The 8,577-nt window shown below is 73.2% G+C and carries 8 protein-coding genes; 2 read left to right on the top strand and 6 right to left on the bottom strand.

Annotated elements, in window-relative coordinates:
- A partial coding sequence (locus VIB55_RS15915; RefSeq protein WP_331877647.1) for an amidohydrolase family protein occupies positions 1-668 on the bottom strand: 668 nt, incomplete at its 3' end.
- Between the two features lie 82 nt (positions 669-750).
- Between VIB55_RS15915 and VIB55_RS15910 the strand changes: the two genes are divergently transcribed.
- Positions 751-1,992: a nucleotide disphospho-sugar-binding domain-containing protein gene (locus tag VIB55_RS15910; RefSeq protein ID WP_331877646.1), complete on the top strand. Its 1,242-nt coding sequence runs from the start codon at positions 751-753 to the stop codon at positions 1,990-1,992.
- 10 nt (positions 1,993-2,002) lie between these two features.
- On the opposite strand, the gene VIB55_RS15905 is transcribed toward VIB55_RS15910, so the two are convergent.
- Positions 2,003-3,160 carry an NAD-dependent epimerase/dehydratase family protein gene (locus VIB55_RS15905; protein WP_331877645.1) on the bottom strand — a complete coding sequence of 386 codons (1,158 nt, stop codon included), beginning with the start codon at positions 3,158-3,160 and terminating at the stop codon, positions 2,003-2,005.
- Between the two features lie 288 nt (positions 3,161-3,448).
- Here VIB55_RS15905 and VIB55_RS15900 point away from each other — a divergent pair, with 288 nt between their 5' ends.
- Complete coding sequence (locus tag VIB55_RS15900; protein WP_331877644.1) at positions 3,449-5,128, top strand: metallophosphoesterase family protein; 1,680 nt, start codon at positions 3,449-3,451, stop codon at positions 5,126-5,128.
- On the opposite strand, the gene rfbD is transcribed toward VIB55_RS15900, so the two are convergent.
- Genes rfbD through rfbB form a run of 4 tightly spaced genes read right to left on the bottom strand, consistent with a single transcriptional unit; the run spans position 5,125 to position 8,529 of the window.
- Complete coding sequence (rfbD, locus tag VIB55_RS15895) at positions 5,125-6,033, bottom strand: dTDP-4-dehydrorhamnose reductase (RefSeq protein WP_331877643.1); 909 nt, start codon at positions 6,031-6,033, stop codon at positions 5,125-5,127. The genes VIB55_RS15900 and rfbD overlap by 4 nt on opposite strands.
- On the bottom strand, positions 6,030-6,602 hold the full coding sequence (rfbC, locus tag VIB55_RS15890) for a dTDP-4-dehydrorhamnose 3,5-epimerase (protein ID WP_331877642.1): 573 nt from the start codon (positions 6,600-6,602) through the stop codon (positions 6,030-6,032). Before rfbC ends, rfbD begins: the two co-directional genes overlap by 4 nt.
- Positions 6,599-7,474, bottom strand: a complete 876-nt coding sequence (gene rfbA, locus VIB55_RS15885; RefSeq protein WP_331877641.1) for a glucose-1-phosphate thymidylyltransferase RfbA — start codon at positions 7,472-7,474, stop codon at positions 6,599-6,601. The genes rfbC and rfbA overlap by 4 nt, the downstream gene beginning before the upstream one ends.
- A complete protein-coding gene (gene rfbB, locus VIB55_RS15880; protein WP_331877640.1) occupies positions 7,471-8,529 on the bottom strand; it encodes a dTDP-glucose 4,6-dehydratase in 1,059 nt (352 codons plus the stop codon). The genes rfbA and rfbB overlap by 4 nt, the downstream gene beginning before the upstream one ends.
- Between the last annotated feature and the right edge of the window lie 48 nt (positions 8,530-8,577).

The raw sequence follows: 8,577 nt of genomic DNA, 5'->3' as shown, positions 1-8,577 counted from the left end.
GTGGGGCGGCTGCGGTAGCGGTCGCCGTCCATCCGGTCGTAGTGCAGCAGGTTCAGCGACAGCCCCAGGAAGCCGGCGTCCAGCGCCTCCTGCAGGCTCCCGTCCATGCGGGCCATCTCTTCGCGGGTGGGCTCGTTGCCGGTGCTCAGGCTGCGCTCCATTCCCATGGCGGCCGCGCGGATGGTGGAGTGCCCCACGAACGAGGCCAGGTTGGGCCCCAGGGGCAGGCGGCCCAGGTGCGCCCAGTAGTCGCCGGGCCCGTCCCAGTCCTTCACCTCGCGCAGCAGCCCCTTCACGTAGTCGCTGGGAATCCCCTCCACGCGGGTGAACATGTCGGCCAGGTCGTCGGGCGTGCCCATCACCAGGCTGAGGCCGCAGCTCCCCATGGACACGGTGGTCACCCCGTGGCGCAGCGACTCGCTCAGCCCGGGGTTGATCTCCACCTCGGCGTCGTAGTGGGTGTGGATGTCGATGAACCCGGGGGTCACCCACTTGCCCGTGGCGTCGATCACCCGGGCGCCCGCGGGCTCGGGAAGGGGCGTGCGGCTGACCGCCGCGATCTTTCCATCCTCCACCAGCAGGTCGGCGGTGTAGCCGGTTTCGCAGTCGCCGTCGTAGAGCAGGGCGTTGCGGATCAGGTAGCGGGGGGCGGCTTCAGTGGCTGGCATGGCAGTGCGATGGTGGTGGGGGAGTTCCGCGTCATGAACGGCGCCGGGGGTGGCGCCGCTGCTTTCAACCCGTGAGATGATCATGTCGAACGAACCGCGCGCGGCCCGGCGCCGCATCCTCTTCTTCGCCGAAGCCGGCACCCTGTCGCACGTCACCCGGCCGCTGCAGCTGGCCCGGGCGCTCCCGCCGGAGGAGTACGAGGTCCACTTCGCCTGCCATCCGCGCTTCGACGACCTGATCTCGCCGGTGCCGGGGACGCGCCATCACCTGGACTCCATCTCCAGCGAGCGCTTCATGCGGGCAGCCAAGCTCGGCACCCCCATGTTCGGAGTGCGCACCCTGCGGCGGTACGTGCGCGAGGACCTGGCGCTCATCCACGAGGTGCGGCCGGAGCTGGTGGTGGGAGACCTGCGCCAGTCGCTTTCCATCAGCTGCCCGCTGGCGGGGGTGCCGCTGGTCAACCTGGTGGACGCCTACCACAGCCCGTACGCGCGGATCTCCTGGGAGCTGGCGGAGCACCCGTTCGTGGGGCTGGTGAGCGACGGCGTGGCGCAGCGGATGTTCTCGCTGTTCTTCCCCTTCAACGCGTCGCTGCACACGGTGCCGCTGAACGTGGCCCGGCTGAGCTTTCGCCAGGGCGTCGCGGGCTTCCGGCTGCACCGCGAGTTCGTGTACGGCGACTGGAACCTGTACTGCGACCTCCCGGAGCTGGTGCCCATGGACCCGCTTCCGCACAACCACCGCTTCATCGGGCCCGTGCACTGGTCGCCCACCGTGGAGCCGCCCGCCTGGTGGAACCGGGTGCCGGACGACCGGCCCGTGGTGTACCTGGGGCTGGGGAGCTCCGGCCCCTCGGACGTGCTGGGAACGGTACTGGAGGCGCTCGCCTCCATGCCGGTGTACGTGCTGCTGGCCGGGGGGGCGGGGACCCGCGAGGCCGGGTGGCCCGGCAACGTCTTCGCCGCGCCCTACCTTCCCGGCGACGAGGCGTGCGCCCGGGCCCGCGTGGTCATCTGCAACGGGGGGAGCACGGCCGGGCAGCAGAGCCTGGCGGCGGGGCGGCCGTTCCTGGGGGTGGCCACCAACATCGACCAGGTGATGTTCACCCGGCTGGCGGAGCGCACGGGCGCGGCCCGCCTGCTCAAGGCCCACAACGTGACCCGCAACGCGGTTCGCGGCGCCGTCTCCGCCCTGCTAAACGACCCGGCCCCCGCCGCGGCGGCGGCCCGGCTGGCCGATTCCCTCGCCGGCTGGGACGCGGCGGAGAACTTCCGGCAGCTGGTCGGGTCGCTCTGCGGCACCCGGGCGATGCAGGCCGCGTAGGGGTGCGCGGTCAGGCGAGCGCCGGGGCCGCGGCGGCGGCCCGGCGCACCAGCCCCTTGCTTTCCAGCGTCTGGAGCGCCTCCTCGTACTTTCCCTGCACGCCGTCCTGCAGGAGCACCCAGTCCACCAGGTCGGCGATCCCCTGCTCCAGGCGGATGGCGGGGACGTACCCCAGGTCGCGGCGGGACGCCTCCAGGTCGGCGTAGCAGCCGCGGATGTCGCCCGCGCGGTACTGCCCGGTGACCTCCATCCGCGGCTCCGCCCCCATCCGCGCGCAGATGGCGCGGGCGATCTCCTCGATCGTCCGGGGATCGCCCGAGCCCACGTTGAAGGCCCCGTCGGCGCCGTTCCAGGCCAGGGCACGCAGGTTGGCCTGCACCACGTCGCTCACGTGCACGAAGTCGCGCAGCGGACGCCCGTCCTCGTACAGGCACACCGTCTCCCCCGCGCGCACGCGGGAGCAGAAGGTGGGGGCGATGCCCGTGTAGGGGTTTCCCAGTGCCTGGCGCGGCCCGTAGACGTTGAAGTAGCGCAGCACGGCCACGCCCACGCCGTGCGCCGCGGCCATGCAGCGGGAGATGCGCTCCTGCGCCACCTTGGTCTCGGCGTAGATGGAGAGCGGCTGCGGCGGCTTGTCTTCGCGCACCGGCGCGGCCTGCACGTCGGCGCCGCAGGCCGGGCACTTCACCTCCCAGTCGCCGCGCTCCAGCTGCGCGGCCTGGCGGGGAAGGGGGTGCACCTCGCGGTCGCAGGCGCGGCAGAACCCGCTGCCCTCGCCGTACACGGCGCGCGACGACGACAGCACCACCTTTTCCACGTCCAGCCGGCGGTTGACGATCACGTCCCACAGCGCCGCGGTGCCCGTGACGTTCACGTCCACGTAGTTGCGCACGTCGTACATGGACTGCGTGACGCCGGTGAGCGAGGCGAAGTGGTAGACGAAGCGGGCCCCGCGCGCGCACCGCTCCACCAGGTCCGGGTCACGGACGTCGCCCACGACGAGCTCCACCTGGGGGTCCAGGTAGGCCGGCCGCTCCCGCGCGGGCCCGTGCACCTGCGGGTCCAGCGTGTCCAGCACGCGCACCGCGTACCCTTCGCGCAGGAGCGCGTCGGCGGTGTGGGAGCCGATGAAGCCGGCGCCGCCTGTGATGAGGACCGTGTCGTTCATGGGTTTAGCCTGGGGGAGCGGTTTGCCGCGAGGGTGGCATTGCGGACCAGACGGATTACGCCGGATTGTAAACTGCAACGGGTATGTTACAAGGCCGCTCCTGCCGGGTCAACGATCTTCGTGCGGCGCGAGGGAAAGTGCGCACCGTGCCGGGCTTCGCCGCACGCCGAGCCTTCCCGGGGCGGGGAGGCCGCCGTGCCGCCGTTTTGCTTGACAAGCGTCCTTTCCCGCCCTTAATCTGCCAGGGTGTGATCTCCTTCCCTTCCGTTCCGTCCTGATGACCCCCCGATGACCCCGCACGGAGCCGGAGCCCTTTCACGCCGTGACCGCGCCCGTCCCGCAGCGCCGGCGGGCGGCGGTGGCGCTGCGGCGGACGGTGCCTTCGCCGATCCCTGCTTTCCGGGGCCGGCCCCGGCGGCGGACGGCGGGACGCGGCGGGGGCGCGCGGGGGTATTCTCGCTGCGGCTGTACCTCCTTGGCGCCGCCGCGGTCGCGGCGCTGGCGCCCGTGCTCGCGCCGGCGGCGGGCGAATGGGCAGCGGATGCGCGCGGGGTGGCGGCCGCCGGCCTCCTCGGCGGCGGGCTGTACTTCGTGGCGCGGGGGGCGCGGATCGCCTCGGCGCAGGTGTTGGCGCCGCAGCCGGGGTGGCCGGCGGCGCGCCGCGTTCAGCTCGCCCTTCGAATGTCCGTGGTCCTTGGGTGCCTTTCCCTCGCCGCCTCCCTCGCCGGGCGCGCGGGGCGGGGCGGCGGGGTCCACGCGGTTGGCTGGGGCTACCTTGGCGCCTGCGCCTTGGCCGTGGGCGGGCGCTTCGCGTACGACGGCGTGCGGCGGCGCCTGGGCCCGGCGGGGAGGCCGCGGATGGAGCCGCTGGACCTGCCCCCCGCGGCCGGACGCCAGGGGGTGCGCGTGGCGCACTGGTCCGACCTGCACCTGACGGCCGGCCCGCAGGTGCCGCGGATGAACGGCCGGCCCAGCCCCAACGCGCGGTTCGCCGCCCTGGTGCGCGCCCACGCCGACCTGCTCGCCGCCGTGGATGCGCTCGTGGTGACGGGCGACGTGACGAACGGGGGGAGCGGCGAGGAGTGGGCGCAGTTCTTCGCGCAGGTGGAGCCGGCGCTGCTCGCTCGCGCCGTGCTCGTGCCCGGCAACCACGACCTGTACGTTCCCGACCCGCGCGACGCCGACGTGATGGAGCGGGGGCACGCACGCTCACGCACGCTCCGCCGCGTGCGCGCGATGGCGGCGATGGACCGGGTGCAGGGCGCACGCAGCTGGGTGTTTCCGGACGGGATGCCGCCCCAGCGGCTGCGGGACTTTCTGGCCGCGCGGGGCGGCGCGCTGCGCGCCGCCGCCGGGATGGTCCCGGGGAGCGGCGACGCCGGGGGCGAGCGGGCGGCCGAGGTGGAAACGCGGCGCGTCTGGGACGCGATCTTCCCCCTGGTGGTGGAGGTGGCGCCGCGGGGCCCGCTCTTCTTCGTGCTCGACAGCAACGCGCCCGGCCGCAGCGTGCTCGACAACGGCTTCGGGCGGGTGAACCCTGGCGCGCTCGCGCGTCTGCGCCGCGCGCTCTTGCACTTCGGCGGCCGGCCGGCGGTGGTGCTCCTGCACCATCACCCGGCGATCGCCCCACGCGGGCTGCGCGCCTTTCTCCGCCAGCCTCGCGCGGACCTGGCCGGCCTGTTCCTGGGGGTGGAAAACGCGGGGGAGCTGCTGGACGCGCTTCCCCCGCGGTCGTGCGTGGTCTTTCACGGCCACCGCCACGCGGACCATGCCGGCCGGCTGGGCCCGCGCCTGCAGATCGTTTCCGCTCCCTCCACCACGCTGGGAGACAACGGCTCGCCCCACCCGGAAGAGCGGATCGGGTTCCGCGACTTCCGCCTGGTCCCGGCCGGAGACGGGGGCGTGGCCCTCGCCGACCCCCGCTGGCACCCCCTTCCCGGGACGACGCCCACATCCCGGCGCCGCTAGCCGCGCGGGATTTCCTCCTCCCGGAGGCAGGCGTGCTCCCGCAGCACCTCGGCGAGCGGGGCGTTCCACTCGGGGAGATCGACGCCGAAGGTTTCGCGCAGCCGGGTGGTGTCGAGCACCGACCACGCCGGTCGCGCGGCCGGCGTGGGGTACTCGTCCGTGCGGATGGCGGTGATCCGCTTCTGGCGGTACGGCGCGGGGAGGGCGTCGCGGATGGCGGTCGCGAAGCCGTGCCAGCTCGTGCGCCCCGCCGCCGCCAGGTGAAAGATCCCCGCGTTGCGCGGCGACGCCAGGCCGTTGCCGGCCAGCACCGCCGCGGTGGTTTCGGCGATGGTGCGGCTCCAGGTGGGAGCGCCCGCCTGGTCCGCCACGATGCGCAGCTCGTCGCGCTCGTCCAGCAGCCGCAGCACGGTGCGCAGGAAGTTGGCGCCGCGCGCCCCGTACACCCAGCTGGTCCGCAGGATGAGGTGGTCGTCGGTCGCCGCCTGCACCGCCCGTTCGCCCGCGAGCTTGGAGCGGCCGTAGACGTTGAGCGGGTTGGGCGCGTCGTCCTCGCGGTAGGGGGCGCTCCCGGCGCCGTCGAAGACGTAGTCGGTGGAGTAGTGAACAAGGAACGCCCCCGCGCGCCGCGCCTCTTCGGCGAGCACCCCGGGGGCGGCGGCGTTCACCGCGAAGGCCAGCTCGGGCTCCGTTTCCGCCCGGTCCACCGCGGTGTAGGCGGCGGCGTTCACCACCAGCCGCGGGCGGTGGCGCCGGACGGCGTCGCGCAGCCGCTCGGGCGCGGCGAGGTCGGCCTCGTCCCGCCCCAGCGCGACCACCCGCCCCAGCGGGGCCAGCGCGCGCTGCAGCTCCCACCCCACCTGCCCGTTCCGCCCCAGGAGCAGGATGGTGTCGCCGCCGCTCATGCGGTCACGGCCCCGGCCTCCGCGCCCGCGAAGAGCGCCCCGGCGGGAAGGTCGCGCAGCAGGGGCGCGGCCGCGTCCTTTTCCGAAAGCACGGGTGCATCCACCGGCCAGGCGATCCCCACGTCGGGATCGTTCCAGCGCAGGCTGCGCTCGTGGGGCGGCGAGTAGGGGGCGGTGCACTTGTAGGAGAAGAGCGCGGCGTCGCTGGTGACCACGAAGCCGTGCGCGAAGCCGGGCGGAACGTACAGCTGGCTCCCCTGCTCGCGCAGGGTGAAGCCCTCCCACTCCGCGAAGGTGGGGGAGCCGCGGCGCAGGTCCACCACCACGTCCCACACCTCGCCCCGCAGCACGCTCACCAGCTTGCCCTGCGGCACCGGGTTCTGAAAGTGCAGCCCGCGCAGCACGTGCCGGCGCGAAAGCGACACGTTGTCCTGCACGAAGTCCGCGTCGACCCCCTCCCGGGCGTAGCGCTCGCGGCTCCACGCCTCCATGAACAGCCCCCGCTCGTCGGGAAACACGGCGGGCTCGATCAGCAGCACGCCTTCCATCCGCGTCCGGGCCACCTTCACGGCGCACCTCCGTCCGCGAGCGAGCGCAGGTAGCTCCCGTACGCCGTCTTGCCCAGCGGCTCGGCCAGGCGCAGCAGCTCGCCGGGGGTGATCCACCCCCAGCCGAAGGCGATCTCCTCGGGGCAGGCGATCATCAGCCCCTGCCGCTCCTCCACCGTCTGGATGAAGCTGGCGGCCTGCGCCAGCGACTCGTGGGTCCCGGTGTCGAGCCAGGCCATCCCCCGTCCCAGCAGTTCCACGTTCAGCGCCCCCTGCTCCAGGTACCACCGGTTGACGTCGGTGATCTCCAGCTCGCCCCTGGGCGAGGGGCGGAGCGCGGCGGCCACCTCCAGGACGCGGTTGTCGTAGAAGTAGAGCCCGGTGACGGCGTACTGCGAGCGGGGGCGCTCCGGCTTTTCCTCGATGCTCACCGCGCGCCCCGCGGCGTCGAACTCCACCACCCCGTAGCGCTCGGGGTCGCGCACGTAGTAGCCGAACACGGTGGCACCGCACTCGCGCTCCGTCGCGCGCTGCAGCGCCTCGGTGAGCCCCCGGCCGTAGAAGATGTTGTCGCCCAGCACCAGGCACACCGGGCCCGCGCCCACGAACTCCCGGCCGATCAGGAACGCCTGCGCCAGCCCCTCGGGGGCCGGCTGCTCGGCGTATTCCAGCCGCATTCCCCACTGCGAGCCGTCGCCCAGCAGCCGCCGGAAGAGCGGAAGGTCGTGCGGGGTGGAGATGACCAGCACCTCGCGGATCCCCGCCAGCATCAGCGTGCTGAGGGGATAGTACACCATGGGCTTGTCGTAGACGGGAAGGAGCTGCTTGCTCACCGCCTGGGTGATGGGGTAGAGACGCGTGCCGCTTCCCCCCGCCAGAATGATCCCCTTCACACGCCCGCTCCCGCGCCCAGCCGCTCCATGCGGTATGCCCCCGAGAGCACCCGTTCGCACCATGCGGCGTTTTCCAGGTACCACTGCACCGTGCGCCGCAGCCCGCTCTCGAAGCTTTCGCGCGGGCGCCACCCCAGCTCGCGCGCGATCTTCCCGGCGTCGATGGCGTAGCGCAGATCGTGCCCGGGGCGGTCTTCCACGAAGCGGATCAGCCGCTCGCGGCTTCCCAGGGCGGGGTCGGGGCACAGCTCGTCGAGGGTGCGGCAGACGGCGCGCACCACGTCCAGGTTGCGGCGCTCGCACCCGCCGCCGATGGCGTACGTTTCGCCCACCCGCCCGCGCTCCAGCACCGCCAGCAGCGCGTCGACGTGGTCTTCCACGTACAGCCAGTCGCGCACGTTCTCGCCGCGCCCGTACACCGGGAGCGGCCGCCCCTGTAGCGCGGAGAGCACCATCAGCGGGATCAGCTTCTCCGGGAACTGGCAGGGGCCGTAGTTGTTGGAGCAGTGGGTCACCAGCACGGGGAGCCCGTAGGTGTGGTGCCACGCCCGCGCCAGGTGGTCGGAGCCGGCCTTGCTCGCCGAGTAGGGCGAGTTGGGGCGGTAGGGCGTCTCCTCGTGGAACTGCCCCTCGGGTCCCAGCGAGCCGAACACCTCGTCGGTCGACACGTGCAGGAAGCGGAAGCCCGCGCGCGCCTCGTCGTCCATCTCCCGCCAGTAGCGGCGCGCCTCCTCCAGCAGGGTGCAGGTACCCACCACGTTGGTGCGCACGAACTCGGCGGGGCCGTCGATGGAGCGGTCCACGTGACTCTCGGCGGCAAGGTGCATCACCGCGTCGGGCCGGTGCGCCGCGAAGATGCGGTCGAGCGCCGGGCGGTCGCGCAGGTCGGCGTGCTCAAAGCGGTAAAGCGGCGAGTTCGTCACCTGCGCGACGTTGGCGAGGTTCGCCGCATAGGTCAGGGCGTCGAGGTTCACTACCTCATGGCCGCGCGACACCGCCAGACGCACCACGGCCGAGCCGATGAACCCCGCACCGCCCGTCACAAGAAGCTTCATCGGACGTTTCCTCCTGGCCGACCCGCGCCGGGACACCGCCATGGGAAC

This window comes from Longimicrobium sp. (genome assembly GCF_036554565.1).
GTDB lineage: Bacteria > Gemmatimonadota > Gemmatimonadetes > Longimicrobiales > Longimicrobiaceae > Longimicrobium.
This window is presented reverse-complemented; position numbering and strand designations above follow the sequence as displayed.

What these genes read in the sequence shown, in the direction of transcription:
- rfbB (WP_331877640.1), bottom strand. Translation starts at nt 8,529, where the DNA reads ATGAAGCTTCTTGTGACGGGCGGTGCGGGGTTCATCGGCTCGGCCGTG.
- VIB55_RS15910 (WP_331877646.1), top strand. Translation starts at nt 751, where the DNA reads ATGTCGAACGAACCGCGCGCGGCCCGGCGCCGCATCCTCTTCTTCGCC.
- rfbD (WP_331877643.1), bottom strand. Translation starts at nt 6,033, where the DNA reads ATGAGCGGCGGCGACACCATCCTGCTCCTGGGGCGGAACGGGCAGGTG.
- VIB55_RS15905 (WP_331877645.1), bottom strand. Translation starts at nt 3,160, where the DNA reads ATGAACGACACGGTCCTCATCACAGGCGGCGCCGGCTTCATCGGCTCC.
- VIB55_RS15900 (WP_331877644.1), top strand. Translation starts at nt 3,449, where the DNA reads ATGACCCCGCACGGAGCCGGAGCCCTTTCACGCCGTGACCGCGCCCGT.